This window comes from Streptomyces sp. NPDC104096 (genome assembly GCF_055584385.1).
Map to the genome: position 1 here is coordinate 23,185 of NZ_JBVJMD010000009.1, position 18,326 is coordinate 41,510.

At 72.6% G+C, this 18,326-nt stretch carries 22 protein-coding genes; 14 read left to right on the forward strand and 8 right to left on the reverse strand.

The window, feature by feature from the left end; genetic code table 11:
• Positions 1–25 precede the first annotated feature (25 nt).
• Positions 26–535, reverse strand: coding sequence for a DUF2199 domain-containing protein (locus tag ACZ60B_RS12510; protein WP_469385982.1), 510 nt, complete (start codon positions 533–535; stop codon positions 26–28).
• 177 nt (positions 536–712) lie between these two features.
• On the opposite strand from ACZ60B_RS12510, the gene ACZ60B_RS12515 reads away from it, so the two are divergent.
• Positions 713–1,324, forward strand: coding sequence for a PadR family transcriptional regulator (locus ACZ60B_RS12515; protein ID WP_469385983.1), 612 nt, complete (start codon positions 713–715; stop codon positions 1,322–1,324).
• A gap of 75 nt (positions 1,325–1,399) precedes the next feature.
• Here the strand turns inward: ACZ60B_RS12515 and ACZ60B_RS12520 are convergent, their stop codons facing one another.
• Complete coding sequence (locus ACZ60B_RS12520; protein WP_469385984.1) at positions 1,400–1,828, reverse strand: type II toxin-antitoxin system Rv0910 family toxin; 429 nt, start codon at positions 1,826–1,828, stop codon at positions 1,400–1,402.
• A gap of 264 nt (positions 1,829–2,092) precedes the next feature.
• Between ACZ60B_RS12520 and ACZ60B_RS12525 the strand changes: the two genes are divergently transcribed.
• The 3 genes from ACZ60B_RS12525 (at position 2,093) to ACZ60B_RS12535 (ending at position 4,940) form a co-directional block, all read left to right on the forward strand.
• Positions 2,093–2,686 (forward strand): hypothetical protein, encoded by a 594-nt coding sequence (locus tag ACZ60B_RS12525; protein ID WP_469385985.1) that lies wholly within the window; start codon positions 2,093–2,095, stop codon positions 2,684–2,686.
• 108 nt (positions 2,687–2,794) lie between these two features.
• Positions 2,795–3,799: an EamA family transporter gene (locus ACZ60B_RS12530; RefSeq protein WP_469385986.1), complete on the forward strand. Its 1,005-nt coding sequence runs from the start codon at positions 2,795–2,797 to the stop codon at positions 3,797–3,799.
• Between the two features lie 193 nt (positions 3,800–3,992).
• The gene (locus ACZ60B_RS12535) at positions 3,993–4,940 is read left to right on the forward strand and encodes a DMT family transporter (RefSeq protein WP_469385987.1); all 948 of its coding nucleotides are present in this window, start codon (positions 3,993–3,995) and stop codon (positions 4,938–4,940) included.
• A gap of 102 nt (positions 4,941–5,042) precedes the next feature.
• On the opposite strand, the gene ACZ60B_RS12540 is transcribed toward ACZ60B_RS12535, so the two are convergent.
• Positions 5,043–5,675 carry an FMN-binding negative transcriptional regulator gene (locus ACZ60B_RS12540; RefSeq protein ID WP_469385988.1) on the reverse strand — a complete coding sequence of 211 codons (633 nt, stop codon included), beginning with the start codon at positions 5,673–5,675 and terminating at the stop codon, positions 5,043–5,045.
• Positions 5,675–6,358: a pyridoxamine 5'-phosphate oxidase family protein gene (locus ACZ60B_RS12545; protein WP_469385989.1), complete on the reverse strand. Its 684-nt coding sequence runs from the start codon at positions 6,356–6,358 to the stop codon at positions 5,675–5,677. Before ACZ60B_RS12545 ends, ACZ60B_RS12540 begins: the two co-directional genes overlap by 1 nt.
• Before the next feature lie 35 nt (positions 6,359–6,393).
• On the opposite strand from ACZ60B_RS12545, the gene ACZ60B_RS12550 reads away from it, so the two are divergent.
• Positions 6,394–7,725 carry an aminotransferase class I/II-fold pyridoxal phosphate-dependent enzyme gene (locus ACZ60B_RS12550; RefSeq protein ID WP_469385990.1) on the forward strand — a complete coding sequence of 444 codons (1,332 nt, stop codon included), beginning with the start codon at positions 6,394–6,396 and terminating at the stop codon, positions 7,723–7,725.
• A 95-nt stretch (positions 7,726–7,820) separates the two neighbouring features.
• Here ACZ60B_RS12550 and ACZ60B_RS12555 read toward each other — a convergent pair whose 3' ends face one another.
• Positions 7,821–8,768, reverse strand: a complete 948-nt coding sequence (locus tag ACZ60B_RS12555; RefSeq protein WP_469385991.1) for a DMT family transporter — start codon at positions 8,766–8,768, stop codon at positions 7,821–7,823.
• Positions 8,769–8,842: 74 nt separating this feature from the next.
• Between ACZ60B_RS12555 and ACZ60B_RS12560 the strand changes: the two genes are divergently transcribed.
• Positions 8,843–9,745: a LysR family transcriptional regulator gene (locus tag ACZ60B_RS12560; protein WP_469385992.1), complete on the forward strand. Its 903-nt coding sequence runs from the start codon at positions 8,843–8,845 to the stop codon at positions 9,743–9,745.
• Between the two features lie 71 nt (positions 9,746–9,816).
• Here ACZ60B_RS12560 and ACZ60B_RS12565 read toward each other — a convergent pair whose 3' ends face one another.
• A complete protein-coding gene (locus tag ACZ60B_RS12565) occupies positions 9,817–10,284 on the reverse strand; it encodes a pyridoxamine 5'-phosphate oxidase family protein (RefSeq protein WP_469385993.1) in 468 nt (155 codons plus the stop codon).
• 165 nt (positions 10,285–10,449) lie between these two features.
• Here ACZ60B_RS12565 and ACZ60B_RS12570 point away from each other — a divergent pair, with 165 nt between their 5' ends.
• Positions 10,450–11,100: a cysteine hydrolase family protein gene (locus ACZ60B_RS12570; protein WP_469385994.1), complete on the forward strand. Its 651-nt coding sequence runs from the start codon at positions 10,450–10,452 to the stop codon at positions 11,098–11,100.
• Positions 11,101–11,105: 5 nt separating this feature from the next.
• Here the strand turns inward: ACZ60B_RS12570 and ACZ60B_RS12575 are convergent, their stop codons facing one another.
• Positions 11,106–11,540 (reverse strand): Rieske (2Fe-2S) protein, encoded by a 435-nt coding sequence (locus ACZ60B_RS12575; protein WP_469385995.1) that lies wholly within the window; start codon positions 11,538–11,540, stop codon positions 11,106–11,108.
• A gap of 188 nt (positions 11,541–11,728) precedes the next feature.
• Here ACZ60B_RS12575 and ACZ60B_RS12580 point away from each other — a divergent pair, with 188 nt between their 5' ends.
• The 7 genes from ACZ60B_RS12580 to ACZ60B_RS12610 all read left to right on the forward strand — a co-directional run bounded on the left by ACZ60B_RS12580 (position 11,729) and on the right by ACZ60B_RS12610 (position 17,734).
• Complete coding sequence (locus tag ACZ60B_RS12580) at positions 11,729–12,484, forward strand: HipA family kinase (RefSeq protein ID WP_469385996.1); 756 nt, start codon at positions 11,729–11,731, stop codon at positions 12,482–12,484.
• Positions 12,481–12,864 (forward strand): DUF3037 domain-containing protein, encoded by a 384-nt coding sequence (locus tag ACZ60B_RS12585; RefSeq protein ID WP_469385997.1) that lies wholly within the window; start codon positions 12,481–12,483, stop codon positions 12,862–12,864. The genes ACZ60B_RS12580 and ACZ60B_RS12585 overlap by 4 nt, the downstream gene beginning before the upstream one ends.
• A 136-nt stretch (positions 12,865–13,000) precedes the next feature.
• A complete protein-coding gene (fabG, locus tag ACZ60B_RS12590; protein WP_469385998.1) occupies positions 13,001–13,762 on the forward strand; it encodes a 3-oxoacyl-ACP reductase FabG in 762 nt (253 codons plus the stop codon).
• A gap of 12 nt (positions 13,763–13,774) precedes the next feature.
• The gene (locus tag ACZ60B_RS12595; protein WP_469385999.1) at positions 13,775–14,527 is read left to right on the forward strand and encodes an SDR family oxidoreductase; all 753 of its coding nucleotides are present in this window, start codon (positions 13,775–13,777) and stop codon (positions 14,525–14,527) included.
• A 227-nt stretch (positions 14,528–14,754) separates the two neighbouring features.
• A complete protein-coding gene (locus ACZ60B_RS12600; RefSeq protein ID WP_469386000.1) occupies positions 14,755–16,332 on the forward strand; it encodes an ABC transporter substrate-binding protein in 1,578 nt (525 codons plus the stop codon).
• Between the two features lie 81 nt (positions 16,333–16,413).
• Positions 16,414–17,097, forward strand: coding sequence for a uracil-DNA glycosylase (locus tag ACZ60B_RS12605; RefSeq protein ID WP_450662348.1), 684 nt, complete (start codon positions 16,414–16,416; stop codon positions 17,095–17,097).
• Positions 17,098–17,212: 115 nt separating this feature from the next.
• The gene (locus tag ACZ60B_RS12610; protein WP_469386001.1) at positions 17,213–17,734 is read left to right on the forward strand and encodes a hypothetical protein; all 522 of its coding nucleotides are present in this window, start codon (positions 17,213–17,215) and stop codon (positions 17,732–17,734) included.
• 83 nt (positions 17,735–17,817) lie between these two features.
• Here the strand turns inward: ACZ60B_RS12610 and ACZ60B_RS12615 are convergent, their stop codons facing one another.
• The gene (locus tag ACZ60B_RS12615; RefSeq protein WP_469386002.1) at positions 17,818–18,282 is read right to left on the reverse strand and encodes a hypothetical protein; all 465 of its coding nucleotides are present in this window, start codon (positions 18,280–18,282) and stop codon (positions 17,818–17,820) included.
• Positions 18,283–18,326: the final 44 nt, after the last annotated feature.

The window sequence follows — 18,326 nt, forward strand, 5'->3', positions numbered from 1 at the left end:
GGGCGACGCCTCGCACCGCGGTCGCTCAGGCCGGATGCAGCACGGCCGCGGCGATCTCGCGCACCCGGTCCCGGGTGATCCCGTTGCGCTGTTCGACGGCGAGCGGGTGGTCGGTGGGCTCCAGCTCGATGGCGTGGTGCCGGCCGACCGGCCGGGTGTGGGCGTTGGTCTTCAGGTCGGTGGTGCTCTCGGGGTAGAGCGCGAGCTCGGTGCTGAGCCAGCCGAAGTAGGGCCGCTCGCGTTCGCGGCCCCGGGTGTTCCACACCTCCCTGGCGCGGGTGAAGTTCTCCCTGCTCAGCGAGACCCAGACCCCCCAGGTGAAGACGTCGTCGGTGCCGATCACCGGTATCTCGATCAGGCCCTTGACGAAGAAGTGCAGCCCCCTGATCACGCACTGGTCGGACGTCAGCAGGGAGTCGGGGTCGGTCTCGAAGCTCGGGTCCCAGACGTCGGGAGCCTTGGTCGAGTAGCTCAGGGGGGATTCGGCGTGGTGCTCGTCGCAGCAGGAGCACGTGAATCCGGCGGTGATCGACATGGCGGGAGCCTAGCGCCGCGACACCACAACGGTCCCACGGTGAACAACAGTCCCAGAACACAACAGCAATGCCGGAACACGGCAGCGGTCCCCTCGTGGGAGGGGCTTGTCGGCAACAGTCTTCCGATATATCGTTGAAGCATCGCGACAGATCAACGACTGAATGGAGTGATGGCGATGCGTTCCCACGGATTCGAGCGTGGACATCGACAGGACGACCCCTCCTGGCGCGGCCGGGGCGGTTTCGAGGGACGGCGCGCGGCTTTCGGGCCGTTCGGCCCCGGTGGGCCGGGCTTCGGGCCGGGCGGCGGGCCCTGGGGCGGCCGAGGGCGCGGCGGGCCCAGGGGCAGGGCGAGGCGAGGTGACGTACGGGCATCCATCCTGGCCCTGCTCAAGGACCGGCCCATGCACGGCTACGAGATGATCCAGGAGATCGCCGAGCGCAGCGGCGGGGCGTGGAAGCCCAGCCCCGGCTCGGTGTACCCGACCCTCCAACTGCTGGAGGACGAAGGCCTGATCGTCAGTGAGACCGAGGGCGGCAAGAAGCTGTTCGCGCTCACCGAGCAGGGCCGCGCGGCTGCCGAGGAGGGTGCCGACGCGCCCTGGGAGGAGGCCTCGCGCGGAGTCGACTGGGAGGCTCTCAGTGAGATCCGCCAGGCCGGCTTCGGCCTGATGGAAGCTTTCGGGCAGGTCTGGAAGACCGGCAGCAAGGAGCAGCGCGAGAAGGCGCTGACGGTGATCAACGAGGCCCGCAAGAAGCTGTATCTGATCCTCGCCGACGAGCACTGACGGCAGGGTGGGCGGCGCGACGACGACTCGGGCGCCCGGCGGACCGCTCCGCCGGGCGCCCGTGTGCGGGTGCCCTCAGGTCACCAGCCCGGTCAGCTTGCGCAGCGACTCGTCGAGCGCCGCCGTCGCCGAGTCCTTGAGCTTGCCCGCCATCAGCGAGACGGCGGCACCCGTGAACTCGCCGTCCATGCGCAGGGTGGTGGCGTCGCCGTCGGGGGTGAGCGTGTAACGGGTGGCGACGGTCACCGCCATCGGCCCCTTGCCGCGGATGGCGAGGACGCGGGCCGGTTCCAGTTCCTCGACGGTCCACTCGACCTCCGCCGGGAAGCCCATGAGCTTCATGTTCTCCTGGAACGTGGCGCCCACTTCGAGCGTCTCGGGGCCGCCCTCGGGGAAGCTGGTGTGGGTCGCGTTCCACTCGCCGTAGGCGGACCAGTCCGTGAGCTGCGCCCACACCTTCTCCGCGGAGGCCTGGATACGTGCCTCCGCGCTGACTTCGGCCATGCGACCACCTCTTCGTGTCGGGCTGTGGTGTCGCGGAACGTAGTCCCAGGGCTCCGAACATTCAATACTGATGAACCGTCAGGAAGTGTGGAGGCGGGCTCCGTCAAGGGTGCGGGGCGATGCGGCGCGCGTCGTCGTGGGGTGAACGGCGTGATCTCATCCCTGGGGAGGAGATTTCGGCCCGCCTCGTCCACTCTGTGTGGGAGGCCGAAATGCTTCGCGCCGGGGATGCCCGGATCCGCCGGGGCTGATGAGCTGGGACCTGTGCAACCCCGAATTCCCCGGCAGTCCACCGGCGACCAGGTCGTCCGCGTCGGCGACCGGGACATCCGCGCCGGTGGCGAGGCCGGGCTCGGCGCCGAGCTCGCGGCGGTGGTCGCCGGTGCCCGGCGCAGGGCGCTGCGGGGCGGGGACCGTCACATCGACACCGCCCATCTGCTGCACTCGGTGCTGGAGTGCGACCCCGAGGCGCGCGCCGTCTTCGGCGAGGGGCCGCGGCTCGCCCGGCTGCTCGGCTATCTCGTCCAGCGCAGCATCGGATACGGCCTGCGCTGGCAGGAGGGGGCCGAGGACTCCGGGGCGCCCCGGCCGGTGATGCCGCGGGTCGCGGTCGAGGGGCTCTCGCCGCTGGCCGCGGGCGCCGTGGAGCACGCCTGGACGCGTGCCGGGACGCGCGGCGGCGAGCCGCCCCGCTGCGTCGACCTCCTCGCGGCGATCGTCGTCGACCCTCGGGCACGGGCCGTGGAGGTGCTGGTCCGCGCCGGGCTCGACCCGCGCGAGATCACCGCCCGCATCGACGGCGGCCCGGAGAACCACGGAAGCGCGGCGAACCACGGAGGTGTCGAGGAGGGCCGGTGACGGCGGGTGTCCCATCGGCACAGGTCGCGGGCGCACGGGCCGTGGGCGCGTCCAGCCGGTGAGACAGGTGTCATGAGGGGTGACGCTCATGTCATTGCCTGCAATCATGTGCCGGTGCATATGACAGACAGCAGTCCGGCCGGCCACGGCAAGGGCGCCGGGCTGGGGCTCGCGATCGCCTCGGCGCTGGCCTTCGGCGGCTCCGGAGTCGCGGCCAAGCCGCTGATCGAGGCAGGCCTCGACCCGCTTCACGTGGTGTGGCTCAGGGTCGCCGGAGCGGCCCTGGTGATGGTGCCGCTGGCGGTGCGCCACCGCGCGCTGGTGCGCCGCCGTCCCGCGCTGCTCGCCGGGTTCGGGCTGCTCGCCGTGGCCGGTGTCCAGGCCTGCTACTTCGCCGCGCTCTCCCGGATACCCGTCGGGGTCGCGCTGCTGGTCGAGTACCTCGCGCCCGCCCTCGTGCTCGGCTGGGTGCGGTTCGTGCAGCGGCGGCCGGTGACCCGCGCCGCGGCGGTCGGGGTGGTCCTCGCGGCCGGCGGGCTGGCCTGCGTCGTCGAGGTGTGGTCGGGGCTCAGCTTCGACGCGCTCGGACTGCTGCTCGCGCTGGGCGCCGCCTGCTGCCAGGTCGGCTACTTCGTCCTGGCCGACCAGGGCAGCGACTCCGCGGACGACGCCCCCGACCCGCTCGGCGTGATCGCCTACGGCCTCCTCGGCGGCGCCGCCGTGCTGACCGTGGTGGCCCGGCCCTGGACCATGGACCGGTCCGTGCTCACGCACACCGCGCGGATGGACGGCACCCCGGTCGCGGCCTGGGTGCTGCTGGCCTGGATCGTGCTCGTCGCCACGGTGGTCGCGTACATCACCGGTGTCCTGTCCGTGCGTCGGCTCTCCCCCCAGGTCGCCGGTGTCGTGGCCTGTCTGGAAGCCGTCATCGCGACCGTCCTGGCCTGGGTGCTGCTCGGCGAGCACCTGTCCGCCCCGCAGCTGGCGGGCGGCGCGCTGGTGCTGGTCGGCGCGTTCATCGCGCAGTCGTCGACGCCCGCCAAGGGGGCGGCGCAGCCGGTGGCGGGCGGCCTGCCCGAACGGGAACCGTCCGTCCCCGAACCGGTGGCGTGACGTGCGGACCAATCCTTCGGACGCACGCGCTCTCTCGCCCCCGGCCGTCTGAGGCGGGCCCTCCGTCGATCCGCCCCCGGCCTGCCGCCGGGCCGAACGGTGCCGCCCGCAGCCGAAGTCCGCGGACCTCGCCGAACCGGGGTCCTTTCCCGAACTTCCGCGCACTGTCGTTGCGCGTCTGCGGAGAGAACGCATGTCCACTGCTGTTTCCGGCCTGCCCGTCGGGCGGGGCCTGTTCTACCTGATCGTCGCCGGTTTCGCCTGGGGTACGGCCGGCGCCGCCGCCTCGCTGGTCTACCGGTCCAGTGACCTGGGCGCCGTGTCCCTGTCCTTCTGGCGTTGCGCCGTCGGGCTCGTCCTGCTGCTCGCCGCCCGTCGGCTGCGCCCGCGGCCCGCCCGCACCGCCGTGGCCGCGCCACTGCCCCTGCGGCACAAGGTGCTGCGCGCCGGGGCCACCGGGCTGGGGCTCGCGGTCTTCCAGACCACGTACTTCGCGGCCGTCTCCGCGACCGGTCTCGCCGTCGCCACGGTCGTCACCCTCGGCGCCGGTCCGGTCCTCATCGCGCTCGGCGCGCGGCTGACCATGGGGGAGCGGCTCGGCCGCGCCGGGCTCGCCGCCGTCGCGGGGGCGCTCACCGGGCTCGCCGTGCTCGTGGCCTGGGGCGGGGACACGACCGTGCGTCCGGCGGGTGTGCTCCTCGCGCTGGTCTCGGCCGCCGGCTACAGCGCGATGACCCTGTTCACCCGATGGTGGGGCCGCGACGGCGGAGCGGACGCGGCCGGTACGTCGGTGGGCGCGTTCGCGGTCACCACCTTGTGCCTGCTGCCGTTCGCGCTGGCCCAGGGGCTGGTCCCGCACACCGCCGAACCGCTGCGGACGCTGTGGCTGGTGGTGTACATCGCGGCCGTCCCCACGGCCCTCGCGTACGCCCTGTACTTCGCGGGCGCGGCCGTCGTGCGCTCCGCGACGGTGTCCGTGATCATGCTCCTCGAACCGGTCGGCGCGGCGGTCCTCGCCGTCGCCCTGCTCGGCGAACGCATCACCCCCGCGACCGTCGTCGGCACCCTGCTGATGCTGGGCTCGGTCACCGGGCTGGCCCTGGCGGAGACCCGGGGCACCACGGCACCGGCCACCGCCTGAAGGGCGCGCAACCGGCGCGGACGGTCAGCCCGAGGGGCGCGCAGCCGGCGCCGGACGTGGGTCCTGTCGGCGAGCGGCCGCCCGCCGACAGGACCCCCGGTGTCAGTCCGTCCCTCTGCGCAGCAGGTGCGCCAGGGCCGCCGCGTCGCCGGGGCCGCCGCGGTCCGCGAGCCGGGTCGCGATCCGCTCCCGCACCTCGCCGGTGTGCTTGCCCGCGTACTTGAACTTCGCCCGTACGCCCGTCACCTCCAGCCGGATACCGCGGATGCCGGACAGCAGTCGGCCGTACGGGGCCGCGCCGACCGCCACCGGTGCGGAGCCGCCCTCGGGCTGGAAGTGGCCGAGCTGCCGGTCCAGCAGCTCGGCCTTGTCGGCCGGATCGTCCACGACATGGGCCGTGCAGCGAAGCTGGACGGCCGCGTAGAAGCTCGTCGGCGTGCCGTGCGCGGACGGGCCGTCCGGCGCCGCCTGCCAGGGGCCGGGGACGAAGACGTAGTCGTCGACGACGCTCAGCACCACCTCGGGATCCGTCTCCAGCGCCTCCCACAGCGGGTTGGGACGGGCCAGATGGGTGACGGCCTCACCGCGGCCGGGGTCGTAGGCGAAGTGCAGGGGCTGGACGTGCGGGGGCTCGCCGGGCAGGCCGTTCACCGCGAGCTGCCCGAAGTCGTGGGTCGCCAGCCAGCCCTGCCACTCGGCGTCGTCGCGCGGCGCGTCCCACGGGTGGACCAGCATCACCGGCCCGCCAGGTAGTCCGGGAGCGCGGTTCCGGGGGCCAGGGCGGGATCGGCGAGCGGAGCGTCGTAACCCTTGCGCAGCGGCACCACGCCGGCCCAGTGGGGGAGGCCGAGGTCCTCGGGCTCGTCGTTCACCCCGCCGGTGCGCAGCTTGGCGGAGACCTCGTCGAGGTCCAGGCGGATCACGGCGGTGGCGGCCAGCTCCTTCTTGTTCGCGGGCCGGGAGTCGGCCGCGCGGCCCGCCACGACCTGGTCGACGAGGGCGTCCAGGGCCAGCCGCTTCTCCTCGGGGTCGGTCACGTCGTGGGCGGTGCCGTGCACCACCACCGAGCGGTAGTTGATCGAGTGGTGGAACGCCGAGCGGGCCAGGATCAGGGCGTCGACGTGGGTGACCGTCAGGCACACCGGCAGCCCCGGGTCGGCCTGTCCCGTCATCCGCAGCGGACGCGAGCCCGTCGACCCGTGCACGTACAGCCGCTCGCCGACCCGCGCGTAGAGCGTGGGCAGCACCACCGGCGCGCCGTCGCGGACGAAGCCGAGGTGGCAGACGTAGCCCTCGTCGAGTATCGCGTGCACGACTTCCGGGTCGTACGAGGCCCGGTCAGGGGAGCGGGTGGGGACCGTGCGGTCGGTCGGCTGGTAGGCGGCGGGCTGCGACGGTGTCTGCCGGGTCCCCTGCATGGCGCTCTCCATTGCACTAGTGCATAATTGGCTTTGTGCTAGGAGAATATCCGATCCAGGGTCGGCGTGCGGCGGAGATTTCGGCGAGTGTCGAGCGCGCGGTGGGCGACGGCGCGCTGCGGCCCGGTCAACTGCTGCCGCCCATGAGGGAGTTGGCGGAGGCGCTCGGGGTGAACCCGAACACCGTCGCGGCCGCCTACCGCACCCTGCGCGAGCGCGGGGTCATCGAGACCGCCGGACGGCGGGGCAGCCGGGTGCGGGCCAAACCGGCCACCACCGGACGGGAGCAGATCCGGGTGGAGGTCCCGGAGGGCGTGCGCGACCTCGCCGACGGCAACCCGGACCCGGCGCTGCTGCCGGCGCTCGCCCCGGCGTTCGGCGCGGCCGCCGCGCAGGGCGACCGGGAGCCGGTGCTGTACGGCACCGATCCCGTGGAGCCCGGGCTGGCGCGGGCCGCGCGGGCAGATCTGGACGCCGACGGGGTGCCGGACGGCCCGGTCGCCGTCGCCTCCGGCTCGCTGGACGCGGTGGAGCGGGTGCTCGCCGCACACCTCAAGCCCGGCGACACGGTCGCCGTCGAGGACCCCGGCTGGGGCAGCCTGCTCGACCTGGTGCCGGCCCTCGGTCTGCGCACGGCGGCGGTCGCCGTCGACGACGAGGGTCCGGTCCCGGACGCCGTGCGCCGGGCCCTGGACGCCGGGGCGCGCGCCCTGATCGTCACGGACCGGGCGCAGAACCCCACCGGCGCCGCGGTGGGCGCCACCCGGGCGCGCGCCCTGCGGGCCGTGCTCCGCGAGTACCCCGACACCCTCCTGATCGAGGACGACCACGGCCACCGCATCGTCGACCTGCCCCTGCACCCCCTGGCCGGCACCACCCGGAACTGGGCCTTCGTCCGCTCGGTCGCCAAGGCCTACGGCCCCGACCTCAGACTCGCGGTGCTCACCGGGGACGCCGTCACCCTCGACCGGGTCAGCGGACGGCAGCGGCTCGGACCCGGCTGGGTCGGCCGGATCGTCCAGCGGGCCGTGCTGCGGCTGTGGACCGACGGCGCGGTGGACGCGCCCGCGGTCGCGGCGGCGTACGGGCGGCGGCGGGACGCGCTGATCGGCGCGCTCGCCGACCGGGGGATCGAGGCCCATGGCCGCAGCGGCATGAACGTCTGGATCCCGGTTCCGGACGAGACCGGCGCGGTCGCCCGGCTGCTGCACGCGGGCTGGGCGGTCGCGCCCGGCGCCCGCTTCCGGATCGGCGCGCCGCCCGGCATCCGGATCACCGTCTCGACCCTGGCCGCGCACGAGACCGGACCGCTCGCGGACGCGGTCGCCGCGGCGGTGGGCCCGGCTCCGGCCCGCCACCATGCCTGAACACCCGCCACGGCCGCCGACGCCCGGGCCCCGGGTGTGACACCCGGGCGCCGGACGCCCGTCCCCGAGGCTCCCGGCCGGCCCCGTCCCCTGCTCTACGACCTGCCGCGGGCCTGGCTCAGTGCCGCGCCCGCCAGGACGACGACCGCGCCGACCGGGGTGGTCCAGGCCAGCGGCTCGCCGAGGATCGCGACGCCCGCGGCCGTGGCGATGACCGGGATGAAGTACGTGACCATCTGGGCGGTGGTCGGGCCGACCTCGGCCACCAGACCGTGCTGGACGAGGACCGCGAGCCCGGTGCCGAACGCGCCCAGGGCGGCGATCGCCAGCAGGGGCAGCAGCGCGAAGTGTGTCGGCAGGGTGGTGAACAGCGGTGTGACGACGGCCAGTTGGACGGTGGCCAGCAGCAGCTGGGCCCCGGTCAGGGACAGGTGGGAGACACCGGAGCCGGCCAGCGTGCGACGGACGTGGATCCAGCCGACCGGGTAGCTCAGCGAGGCCAGCAGCGCCAGCGCGGTGCCCCTGGCGTCCAGGCCGTGGAAGCCCTGCCAGGCGCCGAGCACGGTCAGCACGCCCAGGAAACCCAGGCCGAGCCCGGCGACCCGGAGCCGGGTCGGCCGGTCCTCGGAGAGCGCGACCAGGGACAGGGCCATGCCCCACAGGGGTGAGGTGGCGTTGCAGATGCCCGCCAGCGTGGACGGGATCGTCAGCTCCGCGTAGGCGAAGAGGGAGAAGGGCAGCGCGTTGAGAAGGAAGGCGGCGACCGTCAGATGCGCCCAGGTCCGCCGGCCGCGCGGGAGCCGTTCGCCCTTGACGGCCATGGCCGCCGCGAGCACCGCGGTGCCGAACACCAGTCGGCCGAGGGTGACCTGGAAGGGGGCGTACCCGTCGGTGCCCACCTTGATCAGCAGAAAGCTGAAGCCCCAGATCAGGGACAGGGCCGCGAAGCGCAGGCGCCAGTCCCGGACCCGGCGCGGGCGGTGGGCGGCGGGGGCGGCCGCGAGAGGCTCGCGGGTGGCGGTGACGGTGCTGACGGTGCTCATGCAGGCAACGATGGGGGAGCGGACGTCTTAGCACAATCGAGAATTCGCAAGCGTTATCTCGTAGTATCGCTTACATGTTGAACCTGGAGCGGCTGCGCACGCTCGACGCCCTCGCCCGGCACGGCTCGGTCAGCGGAGCGGCCGAGGGGCTGCACATCACCACGTCCGCCGTCTCGCAGCAGCTGGCCAAGCTGGAGCGGGAGGTCGGGCAGCGGCTGCTGGCCCGGCACGGCCGGGGCGTACGGCTGACGGACGCGGGCCGGCTGCTCGCCGACCACGCGGCCCGCATCCTGTCGCAGGTGCAGCTCGCCCAGTCCGACCTGGAGGCGCAGCGCGGGCAGGTCGTCGGCGAACTCAGGCTGTCGGCCTTCCCGACCGCCGCACGCGGGCTGTTCCCCACCGCGCTCTCCGCCCTGCGCGCCGAGCATCCGGCGCTGCGGGTGCGCTCGTGCGAGCTGGAACCGGAGGCCGGGGTCACCGCCGTGCTGCGCGGCGACCTCGACCTCGCGGTGGTGCTCGACTGGTACAACAAGTCGATCCCGCTGCCCGAGGGACTGACGAAGGCGCCCATCCTCGACGACCCCGCGGACGTCGCCCTGCCGGCCGGCCATCGGCTCGCCGGACGGGACGCGGTGGACCTGGCGGAGTTCGCCGAGGACGAGTGGATCACCTGGGGCGAGGGCGAGTTCTGCCACGAGTGGCTGATGTACACCCTGCGCTCGCAGGGCATCGAACCGATCGTCGGCCACCGGGCCGGCGAGACGCACACCCAGCTCGTCCTGGTCGCGGCCGGACTGGGCGTGTGCGTCGCGCCCCTGCTCGGCCGCAGCCCGATGCCGCCCGGGGTCGTCACCGTCCCGCTCACCCAGCCGGTGAGCCGGCACGTCTACGCCGTCTGGCGCACCGACGCCGACCGCCGCCCGTCGATCCGCGCGGCGGTCCGGGCGCTGCGGACGGCCGCGGAACAGGTCGGCTGAGAACGCCGGTCGGGCGCGCCGGGCGAGCGCGCCGACCGAACGCGCCGGCCGAACGCGCCGGCCGAACGCGCCTACGCGCCACCGAGTTTGCGGAAGTCCCAGGACACGATCTTCTCGGGGGTCAGCCGCACCCAGGCGTGCCGGCCGTCGTGCGGCATCTCCTCCAGGCCGAAGTTCTTGCGGGCGAACAGCGTCTCGGGGACGTCGAGTTCCGCGCGCAGCTCCCCGGTGCGCGGGCTCTCGCCCACGAAGTCCACGGACCCCGACAGCTCGACGCCGCGCAGTTCGTCGTACGCCTCACCGGTGTCGACCACGATCGCCACCCGGGGGTCGTGGCGCAGATGGATCCAGCGCTTGCTGCGCACCACCGAGTACAGCCACATCGAGGTGCCGTCCCAGGCGAACCACAACGTGCTGACGTGCGGCGCGCCGTCGGCCGACACGGTGGCGACCCGGCAGGTGCGCTGGGTCGTGAGGAACTCGTCCAGTTCCCCCGGTGTCATCATGATCTTGCGACCCCGGCGCTGAGTGGCGGTCATGCGGCCCCCTCTTCTTGTCCCACGTCGTGCCAGAGGACCGTGTTCCCCGAGCGGGGAGATCCTCTGACATCACGTCAGAAAAGAATGGAACGTCTTCCGTCGTCGCGCAATGGTGGCTAGTGTCACGCCCCGCCGGTCCGTGCCGAGGAAGAGCGAGGACGTGCCATGCCGTCGTCAGAACAGCTCGCCCGCCTCCTCGACCCGGTGAGCACGGTGCTGCTCACCGTGGAATGCCAGCAGGGCGTGGTGGGACCCGACGGCGCGCTGCCCGAACTCGCCCGCGAGGCCCGCTCCTCCGGCGCCCTCGCCAACGTCGCCCGACTGGTCGCCGCCGCGCACGGCAGCGGGATCCAGGTGATCCACGCCGTCGCCGAACGCCGTCCGGACGGCCGCGGCGCCAACCGCAACGCCCGCCTCTTCCGCGCCGCCGAACGCCTGCCCGTCCAGCAGCTGACCGGCACCGTCGCGGTACGCGTCGCGCCGCCGATCGAGGTCGCCGCGGACGACCTCGTCGTACGGCGGCTGCACGGTCTGTCGCCCCTGCAGGGCACCGATGTCGACCCGCTGCTGCGCAATCTCGGCTGCCGCACCCTGGTCGTCACCGGTGTCTCCGCCAACGTGGCGATCCCCAACGCCGTCTTCGACGCGGTCAACCGCGGCTACACGGCGGTCGTGCCGACGGACGCCGTCGCCGGGGTGCCCGCCGCATACACGACCATGATGATCCGTCACACGCTCGCCCTGGTGGCGACCCTGGTGACCACCGACGAGATGCTCGGCGCCCTGCCGCGGCCCCGGCGGGCCGCACGCGGGTGACCGGCTCAGGCCAGCTTGATCTCGTCACCGGACACGGTGATCTCCACGGCGGGCAGTGGCTGCGTCGCCGGGACCCGCTTGACACTGCCGTCCTCGATGGAGAACTCGCTGTGGTGGCACGGGCAGACGATCACGCCGTTCGCGACGCTGGTCACCGGACACCCCTTGTGCGTGCACTTCGTGGAGAACGCCTTGAACGTGCCCGCCGTCGGCTGGGTCACCACCACGCCCGGCTCCGTGAAGATCTTGCCGCCGCCCTCCGGGATGTCCGAGGTCTTCGCGATGACCGTGCCCGCGGAGCCGGAACCGGAGGTGGCCTTGCCGTCCGAGTCCTGCGACCCGCACGCGGTCAGCGCGACGGCGATCCCGGCCGCCCCGACGGTCGCCACGACGGTGCGGCGGCTGGGGCCGGTGACGGGCTGAAGCGATTCGCTGGTCATGCTGACGTTCCCTTCCCTGGAACTCACCTGATCTGCACTTCAGTACGGCCGGGGCGCACGCGCCGTTCATCCGGGCGGACCCGGTTCCGTCCGGATGCGCCGGACGGGGTGCCTGGAGGACGCCGCGACGGGCGGCCGCCGGGAGCGGTCGGCGCGGGCACGCCCTGCCACCCCAGTAACCTGGGGCGATGCTCAAGGAAGTCATCGCGACCCGCTACATCACGCCGCTGCGTGAGGGCGGCTCGCTGCCGGGGCTCGTCGAGGCCGACGACCTCGGGACGTACGTCATGAAGTTCACCGGCGCGGGACAGGGCCGCAAGACGCTCGTCGCCGAGGTCGTCTGCGCGGAGCTCGCCCGCCGGCTCGGCCTGCGCGTCCCCGGCCTGGTGACGCTCGAACTGGACCCGGTGCTCGGACTCGGCGAACCGGACCAGGAGGTGCAGGAACTGCTCAAGTCCAGCGGCGGGACCAACCTCGGCATGGACTTCCTCTCCGGGGCCCTCGGCTTCGACCCGCTCGCCTTCCGGGTGGGTCCCGAGGAGGCCGGGCGGATCGTCTGGTTCGACGCGCTCGTCAACAACGTCGACCGCTCCTGGCGCAATCCCAATCTGCTGATGTGGCGGGGCGAGCTGTGGCTCATCGACCACGGCGCCACCATGATCTGGCACCACAACTGGCGCGGCGCCGAAGCCTCCGCGGCCCGCCCCTACGACATCGGCGACCACGCGCTGCGGCCGTTCGGGCCGGATGTCGCCGCGGCCGCCGCCGAGCTGGCGCCCCTGGTCACCGAGGAACTGCTCGCCGAGGTCACCGCCGCGATCCCGGACGTGTGGCTGACCGACGAGCCGGGCTTCGACACGCCGGACGAGCTCCGGCGGGCCTACGCGCGGCCGCTGCTCGCGCGCGCGGGCCGCATCCACGAGCGCATCCAGGGGGGACAGTGAGCGGGCGGAACGTCTTCGAGTACGCGGTGCTGCGGGTGGTGCCCCGGGTGGAGCGCGGCGAGTGCATCAACGCCGGAGTCCTCGTCTACTGCCGGGCCGCGTCCTACGTCGGGGTGCGCACGCACCTTGACGAGCGCAGGCTGCTGGCGCTGGACCCGGCCGTGGACGTCGACGCCGTACGGGCGGCGCTGCGCGCGGTCGAGGGCGTGTGCGCCGGGGGCACGGCGGCCGGGCAGGCCGCGGGCGACGACGCCGGACGGCGCTTCCGCTGGCTGATCGCGCCGCGTTCCACGGTCGTCCAGCCGGGCCCCGTGCACACCGGGCTGACCGGCGATCCGGCGGCCGAGACCGAGCGGTTGCTGGATCTGCTCGTCAGGTAATGGATCACACGCCCGCGGTGTGCCGTTGACACCGCGTGCCAGGGCTTCTAGCGTCACGTCTGCTGAAGGTACTAAGCGGTCGCTCACCTCAGGGGCGTACCGTGGGAGCCGCACTCAAGCGCGAGGAGAACCAGCAATGTCCACCACTGAGCAGCGGGTCGCCGTAGTCACCGGCGCGGCGCGCGGCATCGGCGCCGCCACCGCCGTACGGCTGGCCGCCGAGGGCCGCGCCGTAGCCGTGATCGACCTCGACGAGGCCGCCTGCAAGGACACCGTCGAGAAGATCACCGCGGCGGGCGGCAGGGCCGTGGCGATCGGCGCGGACGTCTCCGACGAGGCGCAGGTCGAGGCCGCGATCGCGCGTGTCGTGGAGGAGCTCGGCGCCCCGACCATCCTGGTCAACAACGCCGGTGTGCTCCGTGACAACCTGCTGTTCAAGATGACGGCCGCCGACTGGGACACCGTCCTGAACGTGCACCTGCGCGGCTCGTTCCTGATGACCAAGGCGGTCCAGAAGCACATGGTGGACGCGGGCTTCGGCCGGGTCGTCAACCTCTCCTCGTCCTCCGCCCTCGGCAACCGCGGCCAGGCCAACTACTCCGCCGCCAAGGCCGGTCTCCAGGGCTTCACCAAGACCCTGGCCATCGAGCTCGGCAAGTTCGGCATCACCGCCAACGCCGTCGCCCCCGGCTTCATCGCCACCGAGATGACCAAGGCCACCGCCGACCGCGTCGGCATGGGCTTCGACGACTTCAAGGCCGCGGCCGCCACCCAGATCCCGGTGCAGCGCGTCGGCGAGCCCGAGGACATCGCCAACGCCATCGCCTTCTTCACGAACGAGGCGGCCGGCTTCGTCTCCGGCCAGGTGCTGTACGTGGCCGGCGGGCCGCTCGACTAAGGATCGGCGAAAATGACTGAACTCTCCGGCAAGGTCGCCCTGGTCACGGGCGCCAGCCGCGGCATCGGCTACGGCGTCGCCGAGGCGCTGGTCGCCCGCGGCGACCGGGTCTGCATCACCGGCCGCAACGAGGAGGCCCTGAAGGAGGCCGTCGACGCGCTCGGCGCCGACCGGGTCATCGGCGTGGCGGGCAAGGCCCACGACGTGGAGCACCAGGCCGCCGCCGTCGAGCGCACCATGGAGGCCTTCGGCCGCGTCGACTTCCTGGTCAACAACGCCGGTACGAACCCGGTGTTCGGCCCGATCGCCGACCTCGACCTCGATGTCGCGCGCAAGGTGTTCGAGACCAACGTGATCTCGGCGCTCGGCTTCGCGCAGCGCACCTGGCACGCCTGGCAGAAGGACAACGGCGGCGCGATCGTCAACATCGCCTCCGTCGCGGGCCTCTCGGCCTCGCCCTTCATCGGCGCCTACGGGGTCAGCAAGGCCGCGATGATCAACCTGACCCAGCAGCTGGCGCACGAGTACGCGCCGAGGGTCCGGGTCAACGCCATCGCCCCGGCCGTCGTGAAGACCAAGTTCGCCCAGGCCCTGTACGAGGGCCGGGAGACGGAGGCGGCCGCGTCCTACCCGCTCGGCCGGCTCGGCGTGCCCTCGGACATCGGTGGCACCGCCGCGTTCCTGACCTCGACGCAGTCCGACTGGATCACCGGCCAGACCCTCGTGGTCGACGGCGGCATCTTCCTCAACGCGGGCGTCGGCTGACCTGCGCGCACCCGATACGGGCGCTGTTTCCTCCCCCGTGGATCCTGCCGGATCCATACGGGACTTGACGGAAACGGCGCCCGTTTCGTCGTACAGGAGACCTACAGGCGTTTGCCAACTCCGTTGAACACAGGTTGATCTCGGGCCCCGCAAGAAGCTGGTTCAACTCCCGTCACTCTGCGGTATGGTCTGCCGACCCTTGGTATGGCAGATCGAGGAGCGTGCGCGTGTTCAACCGGAAGCGAAGCCTGCGCCAGGTTGCGGCGATCGCATCCATATCCCTGGTGACTGGATGCAGCTACTTCTCGGCAAGCGACTCCGCGGGGAAGGGCCCGATCGTGGTGGGGACGACCAGTGCCCCCAGCACGCTGGACCCCGCCGCCTCATGGGACGGCTCCTGGGAGCTGTTCCGGAACATCTACCAGACGCTGCTGGCGTATCCGAACGGCGCGACGACGCCGCAGCCGGACGCCGCCCAGAGCTGCGACTTCACCGACGACACCAACACCAAGTACCGGTGCAAGCTGCGCGCGGACATGAAGTTCTCCGACGGTGACGCGCTCGACGCCGCCGCGGTCAAGTACTCCATCGACCGGATCAGGAAGATCAACGCGGCCAGCGGTCCGGCCGGGCTGCTGGGCAGCCTGGACCGGGTGCAGGTGCTGGGCGACCGCGAGATCGTCTTCCACCTCAACCAGGCCGACACGACCTTCCCGTTCGTCCTCGCCACCCCGGCCATGTCCATCGTCGACCCCGACGACTACCCGGCCGACTCCCTCCGCAAGGACGGCAAGGTCTACGGGTCCGGGCCCTACCGGCTCCAGTCCTACGACGAGGGCGACAAGGCCGCCCTCGTCAAGAACGGGAACTACAAGGGCTTCGCCGACATCAAGAACGACGCGGTGACGATCCGCTACTTCCAGGACTCGGCCACCATGGTCAAGGCACTGCGCGCACACGACATCGACGTGACCTACCGGGGTCTCGCCGCCGCCGACATCATCGGCCTGGAGCGCAAGGACGAGGAGCGCTCGCTCCAGCTCGTCGAGGGCACCGGCACCGACATCAGCTACCTGGTGTTCAACCCGAAGGACAAGTGGGCCGGAAAACTCGCCGTGCGCAGGGCCATCGCGCAGGTCGTCGACCGGTCGGCGATCACCCACAAGATATACAAGGACACCGTGGACCCGCTGTACTCCATGGTCCCCAAGGGTCTGACCGGGCACACCACCGGCTTCTTCGACGACTTCGGCGAGCCGAGCACCGCCAAGGCCCGTACGCTGCTGACCCGCGCGGGCATCACCACGCGCGTCCCCCTCACCCTGTGGTACACCACCGACCGCTACGGCTCCGAGACGGCCCTTCAGTTCGCCGAGCTCAAGCGCCAGTTGGAGACCACCGGCCTGTTCACCGTGACGCTCAAGAGCCGGCCCTGGAAGACCTACGTCGAGGGCTACCAGAACGGCGAGTACCCGGTGTTCGGGCGCGGCTGGTTCCCCGACTTCCCCGACGCCGACAACTTCATCGCGCCCTTCGTGGGCAAGCAGAACGCCCTCGGCACGCCCTACCCGGAGCCGAAGATCGCCGAGGCGCTGACCCACTCCCGCCGGCAGAGCGACCGCGGCGCCGTGATCAAGGACTTCGAGGACGCCCAGCAGATCCTCGTCGACGACGCGCGGCTGCTGCCGCTGTGGCAGGGCAGGCAGTACGTGGCCGCGAGCGTGGACATCTCGGGCGGGGAGCGCGCGCTGGACCCCTCCACGATCATGATGATGTGGGAGCTGTCCCGCAAGACCAGCTGGTAGAGCCGATCGCCGGGCCGGTTGTCAGTGGTCGCCTGTAAGTTCTGAAGCCTGCAAGCGACCGTACGACATAAGGACATCGACGTGACCGACACCGCCATGCTGCCCGAGTCCTGGCGCGGCGTCCTGGGCGACGAACTCCAGCAGCCCTACTTCAAGGAGCTGACGGAGTTCGTCGAGGACGAGCGGGCGAAGGGGCCCGTCTACCCTCCGCGCGAGGAGGTGTTCGCCGCGCTCGACGCCACGCCGTACGAGCGGGTCAAGGTCCTGATCCTCGGCCAGGACCCGTACCACGGCGAGGGCCAGGGCCACGGCCTGTGCTTCTCGGTCCGTCCCGGGGTGAAGGTCCCGCCGTCCCTGCGCAACATCTACAAGGAGATGCACGAGGAACTGGGCACGCCCGTCCCGGACAACGGCTATCTGATGCCGTGGGCCCAGCAGGGCGTGCTGCTGCTCAACGCGGTGCTCACCGTCCGCTCCGGTGAGGCGAACTCGCACAAGGGCAAGGGCTGGGAGAAGTTCACGGACGCGGTGATCCGCGCGGTGGCCGACCGGCCCGACCCGGCGGTCTTCGTCCTGTGGGGCAACTACGCCCAGAAGAAGCTCCCGCTGATCGACGAGAGCCGGCACGTGGTGGTCAAGGGCGCTCACCCCTCGCCCCTGTCGGCCAAGAAGTTCTTCGGCTCCCGTCCCTTCACGCAGATCAACGAGGCCGTGGCGGCGCAGGGGCACGAGCCGATCGACTGGACCGTGCCGAACCTGGGCTGACCCGCTGCCGGGCCGGTCCCTTTCATCGGCCGGCCCGGTGCCGCCTGCTCCGGATCCCCGGTCCCTGCGGTTAGCGTCGGTCGGCAGGGACGCCGGCGAGCACGCGGAGGACGCGGTGACGGAGCGACAGGGGCAGACGGCATCCGATGCCGTGCTGACGCGGATCGGGCAGGTCGTGATCCTGCATCACGCGGGCGACCGCGAGGAGGCCCGCCGTCGGCTGCTGGAGCTGTGGGCGGAGATCGGCGAACACGGCGAGCCGCTGCACCGCTGCACCCTGGCCCACTACCTCGCCGACACCCAGGACGACCCCGACGACGAACTCGCCTGGGATCTGCGGGCGTTGACCGCCGCGGAGGAACTCACGGACGAGCGACGCGCGGAGCCCGACCAACTGGTCGCCGTACGGGCGCTGTATCCGTCACTGCACCTGAACCTCGCGGCGGACTATGCGAAGCTCGGCCGCCGCGAGGCCGCCCGCAGCCATGTCCGCCGGGCCCGCGGGGCCGCCGGGGCCCTGGGCGACGACACCTACGCCGACGGGATCCGGGCGGCGATCAGCCGGATGGAACTGAGGCTGGGGGAGGGAGACGGCTCCGGCGGGGGGACCTGGGGCCCGCCGTGGCAGCGGTCCTGAGGAGCCGGGGAGCCGCCGCCTGCCCGGGAGCCTTGTTGTGCTCGGGGCGCCGTCGCCGTGTTCGGGGACGGCACTCCGTCGCCTCAACGCCCGTACGCCCGCTCGCAGATCGTCGACTCCGGGCTGTCCGCCCGCCAGCCCCCGTACGTCCTGCCGAGGGCGCACAGGTCCGGGTCGCCGCGCACCGCCCCGGACACGTCCGGGATCTCGATCCGCGGCTGGTGATGCCGACGGGACTGCGGACGCGGCGGTTGGGGCACGGTGTCCGGCTGCGCCCGCCTGGCCGGCGCGAGCCCTCGCGGAGCCGACTGCCGTGGCGCGGGCGTCGACGGCTGCGACCGTCGCCGCGGCCCCACGAGCTCCAGCGCCTCCCGCGCCGGCGCCTGCACCACCTGGGACCGCGGGGCGCCGTCCGCCCGGGGCACGGGCGAGGACGCGGGCGCCGCCGGAGGGCCGGCCGTGGGCGGACGCTGGACCGTCACACAGCCGGTGAGGGCCGACACGGCCACGGTGGCCAGGAGCGTCGCGAGGGTCGTCGTTCGATGCACCCGCGCAACTCTGATGGCTCGGGCTCCGTGAGGCACGGCGGACG